Source organism: Pantoea sp. X-Soil-YNGN-785 (assembly GCF_059730585.1).
Genome location: NZ_AP035942.1, coordinates 3,894,453 through 3,914,012, shown reverse-complemented (window position 1 = coordinate 3,914,012; position 19,560 = coordinate 3,894,453). Strand labels below are relative to the sequence as shown.

General features: G+C 53.4%; 23 protein-coding genes. 8 read left to right on the top strand and 15 right to left on the bottom strand.

Features of this window, described 5'->3' with window-relative positions; genetic code table 11:
* Nucleotides 1-115: 115 nt before the first annotated feature.
* Nucleotides 116-1,258, bottom strand: a complete 1,143-nt coding sequence (locus AC6I8E_RS18280; RefSeq protein WP_041457141.1) for an alanine racemase — start codon at nucleotides 1,256-1,258, stop codon at nucleotides 116-118.
* A 218-nt stretch (nucleotides 1,259-1,476) separates the two neighbouring features.
* Entirely contained in the window at nucleotides 1,477-2,400 is a 924-nt protein-coding gene (gene lpxP, locus AC6I8E_RS18275; RefSeq protein ID WP_013359516.1) for a kdo(2)-lipid IV(A) palmitoleoyltransferase, read from the bottom strand.
* A gap of 20 nt (nucleotides 2,401-2,420) precedes the next feature.
* Between lpxP and AC6I8E_RS18270 the strand changes: the two genes are divergently transcribed.
* Entirely contained in the window at nucleotides 2,421-2,651 is a 231-nt protein-coding gene (locus AC6I8E_RS18270) for a hypothetical protein (RefSeq protein WP_143813119.1), read from the top strand.
* A 319-nt stretch (nucleotides 2,652-2,970) separates the two neighbouring features.
* On the opposite strand, the gene AC6I8E_RS18265 is transcribed toward AC6I8E_RS18270, so the two are convergent.
* The 3 genes from AC6I8E_RS18265 to AC6I8E_RS18255 form a co-directional block, all read right to left on the bottom strand.
* Nucleotides 2,971-3,450 (bottom strand): DUF943 family protein, encoded by a 480-nt coding sequence (locus AC6I8E_RS18265; RefSeq protein WP_061061140.1) that lies wholly within the window; start codon nucleotides 3,448-3,450, stop codon nucleotides 2,971-2,973.
* A complete protein-coding gene (locus tag AC6I8E_RS18260) occupies nucleotides 3,450-4,262 on the bottom strand; it encodes a DUF3289 family protein (RefSeq protein ID WP_346436952.1) in 813 nt (270 codons plus the stop codon). The genes AC6I8E_RS18265 and AC6I8E_RS18260 overlap by 1 nt, the downstream gene beginning before the upstream one ends.
* 327 nt (nucleotides 4,263-4,589) lie before the next feature.
* Nucleotides 4,590-5,453 (bottom strand): YicC/YloC family endoribonuclease, encoded by an 864-nt coding sequence (locus AC6I8E_RS18255; RefSeq protein WP_013359515.1) that lies wholly within the window; start codon nucleotides 5,451-5,453, stop codon nucleotides 4,590-4,592.
* A gap of 155 nt (nucleotides 5,454-5,608) precedes the next feature.
* Between AC6I8E_RS18255 and AC6I8E_RS18250 the strand changes: the two genes are divergently transcribed.
* Nucleotides 5,609-6,034 carry a DUF3574 domain-containing protein gene (locus AC6I8E_RS18250; RefSeq protein WP_497824289.1) on the top strand — a complete coding sequence of 142 codons (426 nt, stop codon included), beginning with the start codon at nucleotides 5,609-5,611 and terminating at the stop codon, nucleotides 6,032-6,034.
* Nucleotides 6,035-6,072: 38 nt separating this feature from the next.
* Here AC6I8E_RS18250 and AC6I8E_RS18245 read toward each other — a convergent pair whose 3' ends face one another.
* Nucleotides 6,073-7,257, bottom strand: coding sequence for a NupC/NupG family nucleoside CNT transporter (locus tag AC6I8E_RS18245; RefSeq protein WP_013359513.1), 1,185 nt, complete (start codon nucleotides 7,255-7,257; stop codon nucleotides 6,073-6,075).
* Nucleotides 7,258-7,407: 150 nt separating this feature from the next.
* On the opposite strand from AC6I8E_RS18245, the gene rph reads away from it, so the two are divergent.
* Nucleotides 7,408-8,124 (top strand): ribonuclease PH, encoded by a 717-nt coding sequence (rph, locus tag AC6I8E_RS18240; protein ID WP_003851334.1) that lies wholly within the window; start codon nucleotides 7,408-7,410, stop codon nucleotides 8,122-8,124.
* A gap of 49 nt (nucleotides 8,125-8,173) precedes the next feature.
* Nucleotides 8,174-8,815, top strand: a complete 642-nt coding sequence (gene pyrE / locus AC6I8E_RS18235; RefSeq protein WP_003851333.1) for an orotate phosphoribosyltransferase — start codon at nucleotides 8,174-8,176, stop codon at nucleotides 8,813-8,815.
* A 35-nt stretch (nucleotides 8,816-8,850) separates the two neighbouring features.
* Here pyrE and slmA read toward each other — a convergent pair whose 3' ends face one another.
* From slmA to coaBC, 3 genes are all read right to left on the bottom strand, one after another.
* On the bottom strand, nucleotides 8,851-9,447 hold the full coding sequence (slmA, locus tag AC6I8E_RS18230) for a nucleoid occlusion factor SlmA (RefSeq protein WP_033734520.1): 597 nt from the start codon (nucleotides 9,445-9,447) through the stop codon (nucleotides 8,851-8,853).
* Nucleotides 9,448-9,566: 119 nt separating this feature from the next.
* Nucleotides 9,567-10,025 carry a dUTP diphosphatase gene (gene dut / locus AC6I8E_RS18225; protein ID WP_013359511.1) on the bottom strand — a complete coding sequence of 153 codons (459 nt, stop codon included), beginning with the start codon at nucleotides 10,023-10,025 and terminating at the stop codon, nucleotides 9,567-9,569.
* Entirely contained in the window at nucleotides 10,003-11,223 is a 1,221-nt protein-coding gene (gene coaBC, locus AC6I8E_RS18220) for a bifunctional phosphopantothenoylcysteine decarboxylase/phosphopantothenate--cysteine ligase CoaBC (RefSeq protein WP_095706495.1), read from the bottom strand. The genes dut and coaBC overlap by 23 nt, the downstream gene beginning before the upstream one ends.
* 180 nt (nucleotides 11,224-11,403) lie before the next feature.
* On the opposite strand from coaBC, the gene radC reads away from it, so the two are divergent.
* From radC to mutM, 4 genes are all read left to right on the top strand, one after another.
* Nucleotides 11,404-12,060 (top strand): RadC family protein, encoded by a 657-nt coding sequence (gene radC / locus AC6I8E_RS18215; RefSeq protein WP_095706496.1) that lies wholly within the window; start codon nucleotides 11,404-11,406, stop codon nucleotides 12,058-12,060.
* A 241-nt stretch (nucleotides 12,061-12,301) separates the two neighbouring features.
* Complete coding sequence (gene rpmB / locus AC6I8E_RS18210; protein ID WP_013359508.1) at nucleotides 12,302-12,538, top strand: 50S ribosomal protein L28; 237 nt, start codon at nucleotides 12,302-12,304, stop codon at nucleotides 12,536-12,538.
* Between the two features lie 19 nt (nucleotides 12,539-12,557).
* The gene (rpmG, locus tag AC6I8E_RS18205; protein WP_001051798.1) at nucleotides 12,558-12,725 is read left to right on the top strand and encodes a 50S ribosomal protein L33; all 168 of its coding nucleotides are present in this window, start codon (nucleotides 12,558-12,560) and stop codon (nucleotides 12,723-12,725) included.
* Nucleotides 12,726-12,794: 69 nt separating this feature from the next.
* Nucleotides 12,795-13,604, top strand: a complete 810-nt coding sequence (gene mutM, locus AC6I8E_RS18200; protein WP_013359507.1) for a bifunctional DNA-formamidopyrimidine glycosylase/DNA-(apurinic or apyrimidinic site) lyase — start codon at nucleotides 12,795-12,797, stop codon at nucleotides 13,602-13,604.
* Here the strand turns inward: mutM and coaD are convergent.
* The 6 genes from coaD to AC6I8E_RS18170 form a co-directional block, all read right to left on the bottom strand.
* Nucleotides 13,601-14,080 carry a pantetheine-phosphate adenylyltransferase gene (gene coaD, locus AC6I8E_RS18195; protein ID WP_033784308.1) on the bottom strand — a complete coding sequence of 160 codons (480 nt, stop codon included), beginning with the start codon at nucleotides 14,078-14,080 and terminating at the stop codon, nucleotides 13,601-13,603. The genes mutM and coaD overlap by 4 nt on opposite strands.
* Nucleotides 14,077-14,853 carry a glycosyltransferase family 2 protein gene (locus AC6I8E_RS18190; protein WP_110331077.1) on the bottom strand — a complete coding sequence of 259 codons (777 nt, stop codon included), beginning with the start codon at nucleotides 14,851-14,853 and terminating at the stop codon, nucleotides 14,077-14,079. Before AC6I8E_RS18190 ends, coaD begins: the two co-directional genes overlap by 4 nt.
* Entirely contained in the window at nucleotides 14,853-16,127 is a 1,275-nt protein-coding gene (waaA, locus tag AC6I8E_RS18185) for a lipid IV(A) 3-deoxy-D-manno-octulosonic acid transferase (RefSeq protein WP_013359504.1), read from the bottom strand. Before waaA ends, AC6I8E_RS18190 begins: the two co-directional genes overlap by 1 nt.
* A 92-nt stretch (nucleotides 16,128-16,219) precedes the next feature.
* Nucleotides 16,220-17,353, bottom strand: a complete 1,134-nt coding sequence (locus tag AC6I8E_RS18180; protein ID WP_497824288.1) for a glycosyltransferase family 4 protein — start codon at nucleotides 17,351-17,353, stop codon at nucleotides 16,220-16,222.
* Entirely contained in the window at nucleotides 17,346-18,422 is a 1,077-nt protein-coding gene (gene rfaQ / locus AC6I8E_RS18175) for a putative lipopolysaccharide heptosyltransferase III (protein WP_497824287.1), read from the bottom strand. The genes AC6I8E_RS18180 and rfaQ overlap by 8 nt, the downstream gene beginning before the upstream one ends.
* A 73-nt stretch (nucleotides 18,423-18,495) precedes the next feature.
* Nucleotides 18,496-19,542, bottom strand: a complete 1,047-nt coding sequence (locus tag AC6I8E_RS18170; RefSeq protein WP_497824286.1) for a glycosyltransferase — start codon at nucleotides 19,540-19,542, stop codon at nucleotides 18,496-18,498.
* Nucleotides 19,543-19,560 lie beyond the last annotated feature (18 nt).

The window sequence follows — 19,560 nt, the reverse complement described above, 5'->3', positions numbered from 1 at the left end:
AAAAAAGCATTAAAGCATGGGGTCAGGCTCGTTAATACGTTGTAACAGCAGAAGTGTGGTGTTGAGAGGGTTTCGTACAAACGGCAGACAACGGATGAGGCTGTCTGCCGCTGACTCAGATGAAATTGCCGCGTGCAGAAACTGCGTGCTCTTCGCTATGCCCACTGGCACGACGCAGAACAAAGCCATCCGACTGAGCCATCACTGCGCAACTGTGATTCGGGAAGATACGAAGCAGCGTGCCGACTTCAGGACGGCGATCCTGATAAAGCAGAAAACCATGCTCCTCAGATAACTTTGTCACCTCATACGTGTGGCCCGCTTCGTCGGCTGCAACACCAAAGCCGCTGGCATTGGTGCCGTGTGGCCCTTTATCCGAACTCAGCATTTTCGATCCGGCATCCACAATTGCGAAATGATCGTTTACCGCTACCACACGGGTAATGACGCTCATTGCCAGCTGGTCGACGTGACTTAGCCCGAGGCGACAGGCGGTAAGGTCCAGCAGTGCATAGTTGCCAGGCCGGATTTCACTGATGCCGGGCGCAACCTCGGCTGCCAGGGCCGTAGGCGTTGAACCCACAGAGAGCGGGCAGTCGGTAAATCCCGCAGCCTGCAGTTTTGCCTGAAGCTGCTGCATCAATACCGTTTCCTGCCTGGCAACATCAACAATAGCCGCGGCATTACCGGCACCATAAGCGTGACCGGCATGCGACACTAATCCGGCAAAGCGTAAGCCTCTGTCCCGCAGCGCCTGAGCAATCAGCACAGCTTCATCACTATCAGGATTAACACCAATCCGGTGTAATCCAACATCCACCTTAATCGCCACCGCCAGCGCGCAGTCTGGCTGTTGCTGCCACGCATCCGCAATCGCTGCCACACCCTGCAGCCTGTCCGCGATCAGGGTAAGTTTTGCCTGATGAAGCACGGCGAGACGCAGCAGCTCAGCTACGCTTTGCGGTTGCACAACCGGGTAGGCTAACAGCAGATCGCGAACGCCCCCCTGAATAAAGCTGATACCTTCGCTGGGTTTAGAGACCGTGACACCCTGAGCACCATATTCAAGCTGACGCTGAGCAATCCAGACACTTTTATGTGTTTTGATATGCGGACGCAACGCGACGCCTGTTGCACTGGCTTTGCGCTGCATATGCTGCAGATTCTGCTCCAGGCGCTCTGCATCCACTTCAATATAGGGCGTAAGGCGGTCATCAATCAGCGGCCTCTGCCACTGCTGTGTATCGTTGATATCCATAAGCTTATCCGGCTTTAACGAGGTAAGAGGATTCATCATTCCTTAATTAACTTTCTGATACCAGCCTGGTGGCCGTGGAAGAGGCGCTGAACAGCAAAATTAAAGCGGGTATTAACCCAGGATAGAGCATGCAGCACATGGATGAACCGGAGAGGATACTAAGCGGGCGGGATTAGAAAAATAAAAAAGCAGGCGCGGTGCCTGCTTTATCTGTTTACTCAGACGTAGAGTGATTGTTCACCCGGCGGACGGGTTTTGAATCGGCGATGCAGCCAGAGGTATTGTTCCGGTGCACGCAGAATCTGATTCTCGATCACTTTATTCATATAAGCTGCAGCAGCAGCCTCATCCGTATGAGGATAATTTTCCAGCATCGGCTCAATGATCAGATGATAGCCCTCATTATCTGCATTACGAATCAGCATAATCGGCACCATCGCTGGCTTCGCCAGACGCGACAGCACAAAAGTGCCGTTGGTGGTGGCCGCTTTTTCTACCGCAAACAGTGGCGCAAAGGTGCTGCCTTTCGGGCCGTAATCCTGGTCCGGCGCAAACCAGACCGATTCACCCTGTTTCAGAGCATTAACCATGCCGCGCAGATCGCGGCGGTCGATCATCGCTTTGTTTGAGCGCATCCGGCCTTTGGTCTGCACATATTCCATTGCCTGATTGTTGTGCGGGCGATACATCGCCATCATCGGCTGACAGAGACCGCTGATGCGGCCGCCCAGCTCCAGTGACATGAAATGCACGCCAATCAGCATCACACCGCGCTTTTCACTCTGCGCAGCGTGGAGATTATCCATACCTGACACTTTAAACAGACGTTTTACCGCACGGTCAGACCAGAACCAGGCAATACCGGTTTCAGCCAGCGCCATACCTAACGACGCAAAATTACCGGCAATCATATGTTCTGTTTTTTCTTCACTGATGCCAGGAAAGCAGAGCTCAATGTTACGACGGGTGATGCGCTCACGGCGTTGCAGGAAATGACGGGAAATTTTGCCGGCACCGGCACCGAGACGCATAAGAACAGGGTAGGGAAGCTGGACCAGAAGCCAGAGTACACCAAGACCAAACCAGGTAAACCAATAACGCGGATGCAGCAGCGAACTGCTAAATTTTCCGGTGTTTTTCATTAACAACCTTCATGAGATAGATGGATGTATCGCATAAAGAGCACTTCCATAAGTCTCCAGGCGGTACAGCTGTACTGATTTCGACCAACACTTTATCAAAAAGTGCCTTCAAAGAAAGGGAAACTACGGAATCTACAGGATTGACCTGTTTCATGGAGCCAGCGTTTCGGGTGCGAAAAAAGGGTTCACAACAGGAAAAAGATTTTAAATTCAAAAAATTAAAAAAGACAGACCTGAAATGCGAAGTGTGACTGACAGGCGTTCCGGAAGAGTCCGGAAATGTTTATTTATCAATCTTTACGTAGTGTTGAAGCCAGCCACGGTAATAAAAGGTCGGAGGTGTTGATGAATCTCAAACTATAGTGCCTGAAAAATGAACAAATCGCCATCAATGGCGCTTCATTAATGACCTGCCGGAAATGTATTACTCGATATTCTGAATCTGAAAGTTGATTGTTCAAAATTAGTCATTAATATCGGTGAAGTGATTGATTTATTGCGATATTTTTTGATTTTACTCACCAAGCCACTCTCCAGTGAGCACCGCTACAAGCTGGTCGGCTAACATGCTCACTTAATGGTTGTCGTAAATCGTTCACCTTTGACCAGTTCACCAGAAGGTTTTCGATAGTAAGACTCGCCATCAAGTCGGTAGTAAGTGTATCCATCTTTTGTTTTAGTGATGTCCATGATCCAATTTGACTTGTCTATACAATTTTCATCTGATTTCATGTCATAAAAGCACAGTAAGTAATCAATATCATGGTCTGGAAAAGCGCCTGAGTTCTCAGGAGCGAGCTTTTGATACTTACCATCAGAGTTCCAGATTGAAACATTGTAAGTTTCACGAGAAGAAATGGTTTTGACTCCATTGTTATCCCACCATTTTATTTTATCACTATCAGAGAAAGGAATATTTTTAACTAAAAAATCTTTTCTCGTATCAGAATTGTGAATTGCAAGCACTTTTGGAGAATTAAAGAACCTAACATAAAATAATGCTAACATTGCCAACGCTACAATAAAAACGATAATCTTTTTGATTCTCATTAATTTCTCCTGCTATTTATTTCAAACTCTGCTTTCATGTTGGTTAAAAAAGGCTTGAAAGCAAATTGTTCCCATCTTTGAAGAACAAACCAAATACGAAAGGCTCTGATAAAATGAAATTTAGGATTCATGATGTCAGTTTTATCGAGACCGAAATGGTCTTGCCCTGTAAAGGTTATTTTTGCTACATAACCACTGTCAGTTATATCGATCTGATTTATCTGTATGTTTGTAGCATGAATATCATGTATCGACATGCCTAATCCATTGAAACTATCAGCCCATCTATTGAACTTAGGAAGTATGGAGTTTCTTATTGCTTGTGTTATTAACTCCATATCTGGGTCTGATAAGCTTTGTTGTCCTGTAACAATGATCTTATCTAATGAAGACTTAATTACAGTCAATGGAGACAGTGGCGAAGATTGCCCACTGATAATTAGATTTTTATATGCACTATCAAGGAAAGGGCTGGAATAAATTTTTCCATTCCCGTGATAGAGATGCTTTACAAGATTGTTGAATATTTGGTGCTGCCCAAGATAATATGCAGGCATAGAAACACGAAGAAACTCATTGAAAAGAAGTTCAGCCATTTCTGTTCTGGATTTTGGGCGGGCATCCCGGAAAGAGTTGAATATAGATACTTCTTTACCAGTCCAGGGATCAACCACATCAGAAACATCATCCAAACCCAAATCGCTTCTTAGTTGCTTTTCACTAAGATCTCCATACTTCATATCATCAGTGCTGTAATCGTTAAACTTATGCTTTGTCTGATAAATTGTGGCAGGCAACTTCAATACTGACATAATCACTTCCTTATGATATTAATTTTTCCGACTGAAAATTCATCTATATAATAGAAGACTCAAATCTTTTACTATCTCCGTATCTGTAAAATCGAATCTTTTCTTGTTACGGTTCTGCTCATAAAACTAACATTCGTAAGCATTAAATAGATCCATGTAATACTAAACGCCATAAGCAAGAAAGTGAAGTAGTGCTGACCAGTTCCCCATTTCCCCGCCGAAAAGCCGTAGATAGTTATGGAGTAATATGTACATTAATGAAACGCAGGAGAATTAAAAAAGCCCATTTAACATGGGCTTATGAATATTTACGGAGCGATGGGCATTTTACTCAATATTCTGAATCTGCTCGCGCATCTGTTCAATCAGCACTTTCAGTTCGATCGCTGATGCGGTGATATCGGCATTGATCGACTTTGATGCCAGCGTGTTCGACTCACGGTTGAACTCCTGCATCATGAAATCGAGCCGACGGCCAACCGCTTCTTTCTTTTTCAGGATGTTGTAGGTCTCTTTAACGTGCGCATCCAGACGATCCAGCTCTTCGGAGACGTCGACACGCTGCGCCATCATCACCAGTTCCTGCTCAAGGCGATTGTTCTCCAGCTGAACTTCAGCATCTTCCAGTTTGGCGACCAGACGTTCACGCTGCCATTTGATGACTTCAGGCATCTGCGCACGCACTTTACTGACTTCCTGCGAGACCCCTTCCAGACGCTGCTCAATCATCGCTTTCAGCGCGGTGCCTTCGCTTTCACGTGCCGCAATGAAATCATCCAGCGCACTATCCAGCGCCTTCAACAACTGTGTGTTAATGGCATCCAGATCCTGCTCCTGTGCAGACATCACACCGGGCCAGCGCAGGATATCCAGCGGATTAATCGCGCCTTCATCGCTCTGCATTTTCACCCAGTTGGCTGCCTGCACCAGCTGTTTCGCCAGCGTTTCGTTGAGCATCAGCTCGCCCTGTGCACTGGGGTCTGCGTCATAACGCAGGTTGCACTCAATTTTACCGCGCGTCAGACGCTGACGAATGCGTTCGCGGATAACCGGCTCCAGCCCACGAAACTGTTCCGGCAGACGGATGTAGGTTTCCAGATAACGCTGGTTAACAGAACGCAGCTCCCAGGCGGCGCTGCCCCATTCGCCTTTGGCTTCGCTGCGGGCATAAGCGGTCATACTGCGGATCATAAGCGGTACTCATTTGCGGAAAGATGGGTGAAGTATAGCGAGGCGAGCCACGGCATAACAGGCATAAGCGTCTCACCGGAAAATAACGAACCATTTCCGCTTTCCGCGAGAGCCACTTATGATGACCACTAACCCCTTGTGAGGATGATCGATTTATGTCACGCGTTATTGCTCTTCCTGTTGTGATGGCTCTGCTGCTGGCAGGTTGCCAGACGCGCCACGCGCCGCCCACGAAACCGCAACCCATCTGTGCGGGTGGCGACATGATGATGCAAACCACACTGTGGTTTGGACTGAGCAAACCAGGTGGCGGCAGGGTGAGTTCACTCGACTGGATGAACTTTGTGGATAATGAGGTCACGCCACGCTTCAAAGCGGGACTGTCGGTTTATGACGCTAAAGGGCAATGGCTGGGCGAGAACGGCAAACTGGCACGTGAGAACAGTAAAGCGCTGATGCTGATCCACGGTATCGATCCTGCCATCAATCAGGACATTGAGGCGTTACGTACCCTCTATAAAAAACGCTTTGGTCAGGAGTCGGTGATGCGGGTGGATGCACCCGTCTGTGTCGGATTCTAGGATGAACGCGGGCGGCAGCGAGGCCGCCCGCGGAGTACTCAGATAAACAGACCGGCAAAAGCCGCAGAGAGCAGGCTCACCAGTGTGGAGCCATAGACCAGCTTCCAGCCAAACCGGGAAACCACATTTCCCTGTTTCTCGTTCAGGCCTTTAATTGCGCCCGCCACAATGCCGATAGAGGCAAAGTTAGCAAAGGAAACCAGGAACACCGACAGAATACCCAGCCCACGCGCACTCATGCCCGCCGCGACTTTCTGTAGCTCAATCATCGCCACAAACTCATTCGCGACCAGCTTGGTTGCCATGATGCTGGCCGCCTGCAGGGCATCCGCTTTGGGAATGCCGATCAGCCAGGCCAGAGGATAGAACAGATAGCCAAGCAGCTGCTGGAAGCTGTAACCGAACACCGCCGCAAACAGCGCGTTGATGGCAGCAATCAGGGCAATAAAGCCAATCAGCATGGCCAGAATGATCATCGCCACTTTGAAACCAGCCAGGATGTACTCACCCAGCATCTCAAAGAAACTCTGCTCTTCATGCAGTTTTTCCAGCGCGATAGGCTGCTCATTCTGGCTCTCCATCGGGTTAATGATCGACAGAATGATGAAGGTACTGAACATGTTAAGCAGCAGTGCGGCAACCACATACTTCGGTTCAATCATCGACATATAAGCACCGACAATCGACAGCGAAACGGTAGACATCGCGGTCGCTGCCATGGTGTAGAGCCGGCGCGGCGGGATATCACCCAGAATCCCTTTATAGGCGATGAAGTTTTCCGACTGACCGAGAATCAGCGTGCTGACGGCGTTAAATGACTCCAGCTTGCCCATGCCGTTAATCTTCGACAGCAGCGTCCCGAAAATCCGGATCAGCAGCGGCAGGATGCGCCAGTGCTGCAATATGCCGATGAGTGCTGAAATAAAGACAATCGGGCAGAGCACGCCAAGGAAGATAAATGCCAGCCCCTGTTTGCTCATTCCGCCAAACACGAATTCTGTACCCTGTGCGGCAAAGCCAAGCAGCGTCTCAAAGAATCCCGCGAACGAGCCAACCAGCGCCAGCCCTCCGGCAGAGTGAAGGAAGAACCAGCCCAGCGCGGCTTCCACCACAATCAGTTGAACAATAAAGCGCAGGCGAATCTGTTTACGGTCATGACTGACCAGCAGCGCAAGGGCGAAAATCACCACCAGCGCCAGCAGGAAATGAAGAATGGCGGCCATATGTCTTTTTTATCAGAGAGAAAGGAAAGCGCATTTAGCCACAGCTGGCCGGGAATTTCATCTGGTGCCTGCGTCAGACCGGCGCAAGAGACAGCGGGCAAGGAAGTCCGTATAATGCGCAGCCAATCATTAGCAAGCCGGAGAATACCCATGCGTCCAGCAGGCCGTAGCGCACAACAGGTGCGTCCAGTCACATTGACCCGCAATTACACCAAACACGCAGAGGGTTCCGTTCTGGTGGAATTCGGCGAAACGAAAGTGCTTTGCACTGCCTCCGTAGACGAAGGGGTTCCGCGTTTCCTTAAAGGCCAGGGCCAGGGCTGGGTCACGGCTGAATATGGCATGCTGCCGCGTTCTACCCACAGTCGTATGGCGCGTGAAGCCGCAAAAGGCAAGCAGGGTGGCCGTACGCTGGAGATTCAGCGTCTGATCGCCCGTTCACTGCGCGCCGCGGTTGATCTTAAAGCGCTGGGTGAATTTACCATCACGCTCGACTGTGACGTCATTCAGGCCGATGGCGGCACCCGCACCGCGTCAATTACCGGCGCCTGCGTGGCGCTGGCCGATGCGCTGAACAAGCTGGTGGCCAGCGGCAAGCTGAAAGCCAATCCAATGAAGGGCATGGTCGCGGCGATTTCAGTAGGTATCGTTAAAGGCGAAGCGCTGTGCGATCTGGAGTACGTTGAGGACTCCGCGGCAGAAACCGACATGAACGTCGTGATGATGGAAGATGGTCGCATGATCGAGGTGCAGGGCACCGCTGAGGGCGAACCGTTCAGCCATGAAGAGCTGCTGACGCTACTGGCGCTGGCACGTGGCGGCATTGAGGAATTGATTCAGGCGCAGAAAGCAGCGCTGGAAAATTGATGTAACAGGCGACCTCAGGGTCGCCTTTTCTTTATTTGAGGAGTGAGAAATGAAAGCCTGGCAGCGTCAGTTTATTGAATTCGCCCTGAACAAGCAGGTGCTGAAGTTCGGTGAGTTCACTTTAAAGTCAGGGCGTAAAAGCCCCTATTTCTTTAATGCTGGTCTGTTTAACAGCGGACGGGATTTAGCGCTGCTGGGACGCTTCTACGCGCAGGCGCTGGTGGATGGCGCTGTCGATTTCGATCTGCTGTTCGGCCCGGCCTATAAAGGCATTCCGATTGCGACCACCACTGCGGTGGCGCTGGCGGACCATCATGACCGCGATGTGCCCTACTGCTTCAACCGCAAAGAAGCCAAAGATCACGGTGAAGGCGGCCTGCTGGTGGGCAGCCCGCTGCAGGGCAAAGTGATGCTGGTGGACGATGTGATCACGGCAGGTACAGCGATTCGTGAGTCGATGGATATTATCGGTGCGCATAACGCTACCCTGGCAGGCGTGCTGGTGTCGCTTGATCGTCAGGAGCGTGGACGTGGAGAGATGTCGGCGATTCAGGAAGTGGAACGTGATTACGGCTGCAAAGTGACCGCCATTATCACACTGGCCGACCTGATTAGCTGGCTGGAAGAGAAACCGGAGATGGCCGATCATCTGGCTCAGGTTCGTGCCTATCAGAAAGCGTACGGGATTTAACAGAGGCGGGCGAGATGCCCGCCTTCTTTGACTCTTTACACCAGCTGAGCGGCCATCAGCGGCCAGCGAGCCTCAAAGTCTGCGGTGGGACTGAAACGAAACTCAGAACGGACATAGCGCGACAGTAAACCTTCACAGAAAGCCAGCAGCTGGCTTGCCAGTAACGCCTCATCAGCCTGAAAAGCTTCGCCCTCACGCATTTTCCGTTCACGCATCACCTGTCGCAGTTGCACTTCAATCCGCTCAAACAGCTGATTAATACGTCCCTGCAGCCGGTCCTGCTCGAACATCAGCGCATGGCCGGTCAGGATGCGCGTCAGTCCCGGATTACGCTCACCAAATCCCAGAATCAGTTGCACGATCAGACGCAGGCGCGTCATGGTCTCTTTTTCATCTTTGAGGATCAGATTGATGCGGGTAATCAGACTGTCTTCGATAAACTCAATCAGGCTATCGAACATGCGTGTCTTACTGGGGAAGTGACGATACAGCGCCGCTTCGGAAACGCCTACCGTGGCTGCCAGCTTGGCGGTGGTAATGCGCTGACTGCCATCACCTGACTCCAGCATCTGTGCCAGCGCCTGCAAAATCTCTTCGCGACGGTTCCGCTTCGCGACTTTTTTTTCTGCCATGACCTTAAAAACCCCTGAAATTCACCTAAAAACAGGCAACACCTACGCATCTGCCACAGGAACGCGTCCCATGGCGATGAGGAAAAATAACGGGCGTAAGTGAAAGTCGGTAATGCGGGTTACTGGCGACCTGAGTGGCCGAAGCCGCCTTCGCCGCGCAGGCTAGCGTCGAAATCGTCGACCAGGTTAAATTCCGCCTGTACCACCGGTACAAAGACCAGTTGTGCCATGCGATCGCCGGGTTGCAGAGAGAAACTTTCCTGGCCGCGATTCCAGACCGACACCATCAGCTGTCCCTGATAGTCGGAGTCAATCAACCCGACCAGGTTGCCCAGCACGATGCCGTGTTTATGGCCAAGACCGGAGCGCGGCAGGATCACAGCGGCCAGATCGGGGTCGGCGATATGAATCGCCAGACCGGTCGGGACCAGCGTGGTTGTGCCTGGTGCGATGTCGAGCACCTCATCAATACAGGCGCGTAAATCTAACCCAGCGGAACCTGACGTGGCGTAGGTCGGCAGTGGAAACTCTTTGCCGACACGCGCATCCAGAATTTTAACGTCTATTTTTTTCATCATAACGGCTGACAATCTCGTCTATTAATTGTTGGCCAAGGAGAGACTTATCGCTGAGCGGTAAGCGTTTTTCTCCATCCTGCCAAAAAAGGTGAAGAGCATTGGTGTCGCTATTAAATCCCTGTCCGGCTTTAGCGACATCATTAGCGCAGATCAGGTCCAGATTCTTGCGCACCCGTTTTTGCCGGGCGTATTCTTCCACATTCTGTGTTTCAGCAGCAAATCCAACCACAAATGGCCGGTTTTCCTGAAGTGCGGCGACCCCGGCAACAATATCGGGATTCTTTACCAGGTTCAGCGTGACGTTATCATCGCCGCCCTGTTTCTTGATTTTATCGGCCGCAATATCGGCTGCCCGGTAGTCTGCCACGGCTGCGCTTGCAATGAAAATATGTTGTTTATCTATCTCGCTCATGACGGCGGCCTGCATCTCCAGGGCGCTGGTAACATCAATGCGCCGCACACCCGCTGGTGCCGCCAGGCTGACCGGACCACTGACCAGCGTTACCTGTGCGCCACGCCTGGCAGCAGCGGCGGCAATCGCAAAGCCCATTTTGCCGGAGCTGTGATTCGAGATGTAGCGCACCGGGTCCAGGGCCTCACGGGTTGGACCGGCGGTTATCATAATGTTGAGATGTTGCAGATCGTTGACGGGCGCCGCCCACTGCACCGCATGGTCAACAATCACCAGCGGGTCAAGCATCCGGCCCGGCCCGACATCACCGCAGGCCTGGCTGCCGCTGTCCGGCCCCCAGATCAGCACGCCACGCTCATGCAGCGTCTGCAGGTTGTACTGGGTCACCGCCGCACGATACATCTGCTGATTCATGGCGGGCACTACCGCTACGGGTGAGGCCGTCGCTAAGACGGCGGTGGTCACCAGATCGTTTGCCATACCGGCAGTGATACGGGCAATCAGGTCGGCAGTGGCCGGTGCCAGCACAATCAGGTCGGCCCATTTTGCCAGTTCAATATGACCCATCGCCGCTTCCGCTGCCGGATCAAGCAGATCGTCAAACACCGGATAGCCTGAAACGGCCTGCAGGCTGAGCGGAGTAATAAAGGCCTTTGCCCCCTCCGTCATCATTACGCGGACATCAGCGCCGCGGTCGCGCAGGCGACGCACCAGCTCAGGTGCTTTATAAGCAGCGATACCGCCACTCACGCCAAGAAGAATTTTTTTGCCGGCTAATCCCATCATGATGTTGGCCTCACTAAGCTCTCTGCCGCCCGCGGCGGCGAATGCACGGACTTTATCACAAAAGCGTGTACGCGCCTTTTCACCAACTGCGTTTGCGAGCTGCCTCGAAGATTGATGCGCCACTGATAGCGGTACGCTTCAGGATGGGCCACTCTTAGGCGCATCTCAGGGAGAGCAAAGATGAAAATCAAGGGACCACGGGAAAAACTGCAAAAACTGGGCGCGCATTCGCTCAGCGATACCGAACTGCTGGCCATCTTTCTCCGCACCGGCTCGCCGGGGCAGAACGTCCTTGAGCTGGCCGGGCAGATGCTGGAGGGATTTGGCTCGCTTTATCAGCTCATGACGTCAGACAAAGCGGCAATTTGCAAAATTAAAGGGGTCGGTGATGCCAAGCTGGCGCAACTGCACGCGATTGCCGAACTGGCGAAGCGCTTTTTCGCCAGTAAGCTGGCGCGCGAAAGCGTGATGGAAAATCCACAGATTACACGCCAGTATCTGCAAAGTCTGTTAGCCCACCAGGAGCGGGAGATCTTTATGGCCCTGTTTCTGGATAATCAGCATCGGGTGCTGCGGGCACAAAATATGTTCTCTGGCTCCATTAATAGCGTGGAAGTTCACCCCCGCGAGATCGTCCGGGAAGCGCTGAAGCTCAACGCAGCCGCCCTGATACTGGCGCATAATCATCCGTCGGGGATGGCGGAACCGAGCCGTGCTGACCGTGAAGTGACCCATAAAGTCAGCGAAGCCTGTCAGCTATTCGACATCCGTCTGCTCGATCATCTGGTGATTGGCCATGGCGAATATGTCTCCTTTGCTGAGCGGGGATGGCTCTGATTCAGGGAAAATTCGCGCCAGGTGGCGGCTTTTTGCCCGATCATTCGGGATCTTTATCTGTTCGGGACTTGAGCACTTGGGCTGAGCGGCGTATACTACGCCACCTTTGAGAATCTCGGGTTTGGCGGTTAGGCCAGCTTAGCGGGTTCCATGGAACTCGCCTGGCGGGCTGCAAGCCTGACGAGGCGGCCAAAACCTAATTTTTAAAGCTCGAGCTGATTTGATTTTTGGAGATATAGACATGTCACGAGTCTGCCAGGTAACTGGAAAGCGTCCGGTAACGGGTAACAACCGTTCCCACGCAATGAACGCGACGAAACGCCGTTTCCTTCCGAACCTGCACTCACACCGTTTTTGGGTTGAGAGCGAGAAGCGCTTCGTTACTCTGCGTGTATCTGTTAAAGGTATGCGCATTATTGATAAAAAGGGCATTGATACGGTTTTATCCGACATGCGTGCCCGTGGTGAGAAGTACTAAGGTACTAAGGAACTGAATCATGGCTAAAGGTATTCGTGAGAAGATCAAGCTGGTTTCCTCTGCTGGTACAGGTCACTTCTATACCACCACGAAGAACAAACGTACTAAACCAGAGAAGCTGGAACTGAAAAAGTTCGATCCGGTTGTACGTCAGCATGTGATCTACAAAGAAGCTAAAATTAAGTAATTTTAGTGTTCTGCTAAAAACCCGGCTCCGGCCGGGTTTTTTGTTTGTGTAAAACGCTGAGGAGAAGGTATGCCAGAGTTGCCAGAGGTTGAGACCAGCCGCCGCGGTATCGAGCCGCATTTGGTCGGTGAAACCATTCTTCACGCCGTGGTGCGTAATTCACGTCTGCGCTGGCCTGTTTCGCAGGAGATCCTGGCGCTAAGCGATCAGCCGGTGCTTAGCGTGCAGCGTCGGGCGAAATATCTGCTGCTGGAACTGCCGCATGGCTGGATTATTATCCACCTGGGCATGTCGGGCAGCCTGCGGGTGCTTTCCGAAGAGCTGCCAGCAGCGAAGCATGACCATGTTGATTTGGTGATGAGCAACGGCAAAGTACTGCGTTACACCGACCCGCGCCGCTTTGGTGCCTGGCTCTGGAGCAGCGATCTGACGGGCAGCAGCGTGCTGGCACATCTTGGGCCTGAGCCGCTTAGCGACCAGTTTGACGGTACTTACCTGTTTGATAAGTCACGTGGCAAACGGACGCTCATCAAGCAGTGGCTGATGGATAACAAAGTGGTGGTGGGCGTGGGCAACATTTACGCCAGTGAGTCACTGTTTACCGCCGGGATCCTTCCCGATCGTGCCGCAGGAAGTCTGTCGCAGGCTGAAGCGGAGCTGCTGGTCAACACCATTAAAGCGGTGCTGTTACGTTCAATTGAACAGGGCGGTACTACGCTGCGTGACTTTTTACAGACCGACGGCAAACCTGGCTATTTTGCCCAGCAGTTGCAGGTTTATGGCCGGGCCGGTGAACCCTGCCGGGCATGCGGTACGCCGATTATCAGCGGCAGGCACGGGCAGCGCAGCACCTACTGGTGCCCCAACTGCCAGCATTAAGCCAGTTTAGCCAGCAGTGCCTGATGCACAGGCGCGGGCAGAAAGGCGGAAACATCGCCGCTGTGACGCGCCACCTCTTTGACCAGCGAAGAGGAGATAAACGAGAAGCCTTCAGACGGCATCAGGAACACACTCTCCAGCGTTGGCAGCAGGTGACGATTCATCTGCGCCAGCTGCATTTCATATTCAAAATCTGACACCGCACGTAAACCACGGACCAGCACATTCGCCTGTTGGTCACGGGCGAAATTTGCCATCAGGTCGCTGAAGCCGATCACCTCAACGTTCGGCAGATGGGCCACCACCTGACCGGCCAGCGCCACGCGCTCATCCAGGCTGAACATCGGTTTTTTACTGGGGCTGGCAGCAATGGCCAGAATCACCTGATCAAACATCTGCGCTGCCCGCGTCACGATGTCGAGATGACCGAGCGTTACAGGATCAAACGTACCGGGATAGATGGCTTTAGTGGTCATACTCGCCCTTTTGCCGAAGCGTGATTCAGCGCCCAGAGGGCTGAATATTTATTGAAGGTATATTGCGCGTTGACCACCGCCAGAATCCAGCCCTGCTTACCGTCGAGAAAACCGGCACGCAGCAGCAACGTTTTAACAAACGCGCCAAGCGTATGGCTGAACACAGAAAAGAGACCGCAACGCTTACCGCGCTGGTGACGTTCTTTGGCCCAGGCTTCGGCATAGGCCAGTTGTTTGCGCTGAAAGGCGATTAAATCGCGGCAGGTCAGATGTTCCAGATCGCCAGGCAACGCCACCACCGGTGCGCCGTCACTCTGCAGTGATTCATGCACCAGATTGTCATTGTAGCGGAAGGTGCGTGGATAGAGGCGCATCACGCGGTCGGGATACCAGCCACTGTGGCGCATAAAGCGGCCGAGGAACAGATTACTGCGGCCCAGGCTGTAAACCGTGCGGCTGGGTGGGGCGACCAGCACCTGCTCAATGGCGGCACGCAGTTCGGGTGAAACACGCTCATCTGCATCGATCATCAGAATCATGTCGCCGGTGGCATAGCCCTGTGCGCGCTGGCGCTGAATGCCATAGCCCTGCCAGTCATCACTTTTATAGACCTGCGCCCCAGCCTGCGTGGCGATCTCAACACTGTCGTCACTGCTTCCAGAATCCAGCACAATAATTTCGTCGGCCCAGCTGACTGAGGCCAGACAATCCGGCAGCAGCTCCGCTTCATTTTTGGCGATCATCACCACAGAAAGACGCTGGCGTGCTGACATTAGTGAGCCCGTGGTGGCAGATGCGGTTCGAGTAACTGTAGCAGACGCTGAAGCGCACCCTGGTTCTGGTGCAGTACGTCTACCGCATGGCGTCCGTAATAACGGCGATAATCATCATCCTGTAACAGGTTGGTGACCTCTTTTTCCAGTGAAATCACGTCGGTGACGGTGATCAGACCCTGGCCTTCCTGCAACTTGCTGCAGATATCTTTGAAGTTCCAGATGTGAGGCCCCATCAGCACCGGAAGGGCATGGGCCGCGGGTTCCAGCGGGTTGTGTCCGCCCCGCTCAACCAGGCTGCCGCCGACAAACGCCAGATCGGCGATGCCGTAAAGCAGCATCAGTTCACCCATTGAGTCGCCGATGACCACCTGCGTGGAACCCGAAGGGATCTCACCGCTGCTGCGCAGGATAAAGCTGAAGCCGCGTTCCTGCGTCAGTTCGCGCGCATCGTTAAAGCGTTCAGGATGGCGGGGAACCAGAATCAGCAGCAGATCCGGAAACGTCTGCAGCAGGCGACGATGGGTATCCAGCACGATGGCCTCTTCGCCTTCGTGCGTGCTGGTGGCAATCCACACCGGGCGACGCGGCGCCCACTGGCGACGCAGTGTTACCGCTCTGGCGGCCAGTTCTGGCGTCACGGAAATATCAAACTTCAGGCTGCCGGTAATCGCCAGCTGTGAACGTTTCAGGCCCAGACTCAGGAAGCGGTCGCCATCTTCCGTATTCTGTGCCGCAATCAGCGTGATGCTCTGCAACAGCTGGCGCATAAATTTACCCAGCTTGCGATAGCCTTTGGCGGAGCGGGCCGAGAGGCGGGCATTGGCGATCACCAGCGGAATGTTACGCTGGTGCAGAATGCGGATAATGTTCGGCCACAGCTCCGTTTCCATGATGATCACCAGCCGTGGATTAACCGTATCCAGAAAACGATTAATCGAACCTGGCAGATCATAAGGCAGATAGACGTGGTGCACATCTTTGCCAAAAGCAGATTGCGCCCGCTCAGAACCGGTTGGCGTCATGGTGGTGACGGTAATCGGCAGGGTCGGGTAACGATGACGCAGTGCGCGCACCAGCGGAATCGCGGCCAGCGTTTCACCCACAGAGACCGAGTGCAGCACAATGCCGTCAGGCTTCACTTTGCCGACACAATAGCCATAGCGTTCTGCCCAGCGTTTGCGATAGGCAGGCGCTTTACGACCGCGCAGCCACAGGCGCAGCCAGATCAGTGGCTGAATGAAGTAGAGCAATGCGGTGTAAATGGTCGTCATAGTTACCGTTACAGCAGGTTCGCGTCTAAAAACAGATTAAAATGAGATGGCGGCATGGTATCAGAAACCCTGCATGCACTCATCCCACATTGTCAGTTGCTACTCACTACCTGCTGATAAAGCGAAGTCAGCGCCTGCGCCAGCCGTTGTGGACCATAAGGCTCAATTTTACGTCGCGCTGCGTCACCCATTCGTGAATCGACGGAAAGTGCCGGTATGGCATTAACCGCCTGATTTAACCCATTGATATCCAGGGCATCACAGACGAAGCCTTCCTGACCAGCAGTAATAAACTCCGCGCCACCGCAACCGGTGCTGGTAATTACCGGTAAGCCGCAGGCCATCGCCTCCAGCACTACGTTCGGAAAGGGATCATAGAGCGTGGGCAGCAACAGGCCATCCGCCGCGTGATAGAACGGCTGCACATTCTGCTGTATGCCGACAAAGCGCAGGCGGTCCAGGCAGTGAAGCTGGTTTGCCAGCTGCTGATAACGTTGTAATTGTTTATCCTGGCCCACTACAATCAGATAACGATCGCTGGCAGCCAGCGCCTGTATCGCCGCTTTCAGTCCTTTGCGCTCAAAGCCGGAGCCGACATAAATCAGTACGGTCGCGGCATCGGGCAGTGACAGCTGCTGACGGGTGGCGCGACGGGCTGCTTCCGTAGCGGGCTGGAAACGACTGGCGTCGATAGCGTTATGAATGACATGAATTTTCCCGGCGTCGAGCGAGAAACAGCGCAGAATATCGCGCTTAACCATCTCTGAATTACAGATCACCGCTTTCAGCGTCGGAGAGTTGAACATCTCCGCTTCCGCCTGCAGAACATAGCGGTGATAAGGACTGAGTGCAGCACTCAGCTGTTGCCAGGATGACACGATGCGGGCGCGCTGTTCCAGCCACACGCGATGCACGCCATCACCCGCACGGAAAATGTCACAGCCCGCAATGCGCTCATGGCTTTGTACAATATCAAACTTTTCGCGCTCCCAGCAGGCGCGTGCTGCCCGGGCAAAACCGCGCTCACGGGAGACCCGGCCTAGCTTTGCCGGATTACAGATATGCAGATGCCAGTCTGGGTTAGGCGTGCCCTGCCAGCTGCGGGTAATGATGTTGAGATCGAGCTTTTCGCTGCCCAGCGCCTCCAGCGCGCGTGAGATAAAACGTTCAGCACCGCCATCCGGACGATATTTCTGCCGGACAATCGCCAGCCGTAACTTACTCATTCATGTAGCTCCTCGCTGCCGCGACCACATCCTTTACCGGAATGGCCGAGAGATAACGCTGGTCAGTTTTGGTGTCGATGGAATCGGGTGAGGGCAGCGGGCCATAATCGCCCGCCCAGATAACCTGATTGTTGTCACCCCAGGGCCGCCAGTGCTGCAACTTGGTCGGGCCAAACAGTGCAATGCAGGGCGTTTCAAGCGCAGCAGCCATATGCATCGGCGCAGAGTCGACGCCAATAAACAGACGGGCGTGATCGATCAATGCCGCCAGCTGCGGCAGCGTGAACTGACCCGCCAGCGAAACTACGTCAGGCGATGCACAGCGCGCGCGAATGCGGTTAATCATCGCCAGCTCCTGCTTGTCCGGCCCGGCGGTCAGCACCACTTTGCGGCCCGGTTGCGCCAGCTGATCAAGTGTGGCCGCAACGCTCTCCTCTTCCCAGCATTTGAAGCCCCAGCGTGAGGTCGGCTGCACCACAATATAGGGCGCAGTGACATGATGTTCCGCTAGTCGGGCCAGCACAATTTGCTGGTCAGCATCGCTGTAGTGCATTGATACGCGAGCGCCTTCGCTGCTGATGCCGAGGGGCGCCAGCGCCGACATATTCTGCTCAACGGTATGCAGTTTGCTGTGATTGTGTGTGGGGACCAGGCAGTTGTGACACCATCGCCACAGCACGTTATCGCGTTTTTTATAGGCAAAACCGATGCGAACGGGTGCCGCAGAGAGACGGGTAATCTGAGCAGCGCGCCACTGATCGGCCAGATTGATCACCAGATCATAATGGGCGTCGCGCACGGCGCGAATTAATGCACGCTCATGGCCCAGCTTGCGCCAGGTGCCTTCCTGCTTCCATTTGCGATCGATGACGTGCAAATGGCGGATGGCCGGATGCGCTTCCAGCATCGGACGCGTTTCCTGATAGAGCAATACGTCGATGCTGGCCTGCGGATAACGCTCATGAAGCGCATTGATGGCGGGCGTTGTGAGCAGCATGTCACCATGATGGCGCAGCTTAATCAGTAATATATTTTTTGGAGAGAAGTTTGCTGGAATCAGGCTGGCCATAAACAAGAGTTCTCAGAATTCAGTGAACCGATTGTAGGGCAAACCCTTTTTAGGATAAAGCCAGCCTCAAAGGTTATTTATCACGCCAGCGATAGAGCCGCGCCAGCCATAACAGCAACTGATACCACTGCTTAATTCCCCGGGCATTACGTAGCATGCGCAGGTGTGTACCGGTCGTGAACAGATCGGCAATGATTGCCTGGCGTGCGCGGGGATCAGGCTCACGTCTCACACTGTGGCAAACGCTGAGCGCTTCATGCGTTACCTGATAGTGAAACGACGGGTAGATCTTCACGCGGTCACGATAACGGGTGTTTAGCTCTTCCAGCAGCCGCGCAATCTTCAGGTAGTGACGCTGATATTCCACGTTGCGCTCGCCGGTCCGTTTGCGGTTGCTGATGGAGGCGTCGTGCATATAGTAGCGATAGAGCACGGCGTCGGTATACCGCACGCGTTTCGCCAGCAGCATAAACTCGGTGGTCCAGGGAATATCCTGATGATGCAGGCCGGGTTCAAACTGCAACTGATGCTGCTCAATCAGTTTCCGACGATAGATCCCCAGCCAGACCACATGCATATAACGATGCGTTTTCAGCGCGGTATTGAGCCAGTCGGCACCGCTCAGCACCGGCGTGCTGCGCAAACGGTCCAGCGGAATCAGCGGTTTTACCCGCTGGCTGTGTTTGAAAAACCACTCGGCGTTGCACTGTGCCGCATCCAGATTGTCCGCTTCTGCCATCGTTACCAGCGTCTGATACATCTCGGGCTGCATGGTGTCATCTGCATCCGGGAAGGTGACATATTTCCCGCGGGCTATCGCCAGACCGGCGTTACGGGCCCGCGACACGCCGCCATTTTCCTGATGAATCACACGAATATGAGCGTGCTGCTGTGCATACAGGTCAGCGCGCTCACCTGAGCCGTCGGTTGAACCGTCATCGACAATGATGATCTCCAGCGCGGTCAGCGTCTGCGCCAGCAGTGACTGCATGAACTCGTCAAACATGCTGCCCGCATTGAACATCGGCGTAATGATACTCAGCAAAGGAGAAGTACTCATCACACTATCTTCACCCGCATTGAACTCACTGCGAAAGGGCGTTGCCTCGTCATAAATCATTTCCAAATCAGCAGAATG